Origin of the sequence: Aeromonas sp. Prich7-2, assembly GCF_017939255.1 — a bacterium.
Classification (GTDB): Bacteria; Pseudomonadota; Gammaproteobacteria; order Enterobacterales; family Aeromonadaceae; genus Aeromonas; species Aeromonas caviae.
Window position 1 is genome coordinate 1 of sequence record NZ_JAGKRI010000216.1, and the last position, 1,603, is coordinate 1,603.

Annotated in this window: 1 protein-coding gene and 1 pseudogene; one reads left to right on the forward strand and one right to left on the reverse strand. The window is 45.4% G+C overall.

Annotated features, from left to right (window positions below; genetic code table 11):
* A pseudogene (locus tag J9892_RS20845) lies at nt 1–467 on the reverse strand (IS630-like element ISAhy2 family transposase); the annotation flags it as partial.
* A gap of 528 nt (nt 468–995) precedes the next feature.
* On the opposite strand from J9892_RS20845, the gene J9892_RS20850 reads away from it, so the two are divergent.
* A complete protein-coding gene (locus tag J9892_RS20850) occupies nt 996–1,484 on the forward strand; it encodes a hypothetical protein (RefSeq protein ID WP_246876728.1) in 489 nt (162 codons plus the stop codon).
* Nucleotides 1,485–1,603 lie beyond the last annotated feature (119 nt).

The window sequence follows — 1,603 nt, forward strand, 5'->3', positions numbered from 1 at the left end:
GCTGGGTCTTTTATCCGCAAGGTCGGCACGGGCCTGCGCCAGACAATGCCCATACGAGGTAACCATCGGCGGAGCGTGGAGGCTGCCACATTGAGCCCTGTTAACCGATTGATTTTTATAGCCAATAGTTCAGTACACCAACGGCTTCGCTGATAACCAAAATCTTGCGGAGAAAACTGCATGAGCAGCACCAGTAAGGTGACAATCTTGGCGATAGGTAAGACTGGGGCACGGCCAGCCGGTAAGGCTTCTAGCGCATCTATGCCTTCATCTCGATACCACCGAAGCCAACGACCGATGGTCGAGCGCGCAGCGCCGGTAAGGTGATGAACATCGGTGATCGTGCGTCCTTCATGTAACAGCAAGATGGCCATCAAGCGACGAGCATGTCCTTTATCACGGGTGGCATGGATGATTTTGTGAATGCGGCGCCGTTGTGGTCGTGGCAGAGGTGGTAGGATAGGCATCAACTCAGTCCTTTGGGTGTGGCTTGTTTTGTTTAGCGACTAATCAGATCGCACAAACTGGACTGAGTTCCCTTCCTCCGGTGATCTACTATTCGGAACAGCTATTTAGGAATTAGTGTTTATATATATTCGTTGTAATTCTAGGTGCAATTATTAGGCTTGATAAATAAATTCCACAAAATGTCAATTTATTTTTTCCGTCCTATTGATCTTTGATGGGAATAGTCATATCTTCATCGGCACATAGACAGGTTGGCCTATGTAGATATAACGTATTCTACTGGTTTTGTTGAAATGTTATCTCTGAATTCCTGTGCACTATACTCGTATGGTCGTTACAAGTGACATTGTACACGAAGCACAGTTTAAGCATGTCTGGTCTCATAGGAATAAACTAAAGGTAAAGCATCTTTTGATATTTCACGCGCGATTTATAACAGGCTGATTTTGGTTATAATTAAAATTAAATCCAAGTGGTAATGCATATTATATATAAAAAGCAGGTCTATAAGGCCGAGGATAATAACAATGAGACAAAGAAATGAAACAATATTTGAGTGTGAACTCCTGACGTACGACCAGCAAGATCAGAGAAATAATGAGCAGCAGGACAAAAATGTAGTTTTCGCGAAAGTCATGGACAAAAGCGAGCAATTGACGTTGCCGGACCTTTTGCCAAATAGCCGACCGATGAGGACCAGCCGTAATCTGCATGCTATTATTTTACACAATAACTGGATCCCGCGTTTCAACCAGATGACGGCTGAACCAGAGGTCGCTAATTCTGATAATCAGCGCCTAGGTCTCTCTGATGCAGGTCAGCGATCTGCGCTGGTTGATGCCTGCCAGCATGCACATCTGTCAGACAGGGCAATTGATGATCATTTGACCGCGATTTGTGAACAGCATAGTTATCATCCTGTACGTAGTTGGCTGGAGAACGGGATGCCGTGGGACGGTAAATTACGAGTGGATAAGGTTATAGCCACCCTAGGGAAGGTGCGAACAAGTCCCTGATATGAGATCATGTTTGTCATCTGGAGCCATGGAACAGGGTTCATCATGAGTCATCAACTTACCTTCGCCGACAGTGAATTCAGCAGTAAGCGCCGTCAGACCAGAAAAGAGATTTTCTT

Coding starts and splice junctions, on each gene's coding strand:
- J9892_RS20850 (WP_246876728.1), top strand. CDS start 996: ATGAGACAAAGAAATGAAACAATATTTGAGTGTGAACTCCTGACGTAC.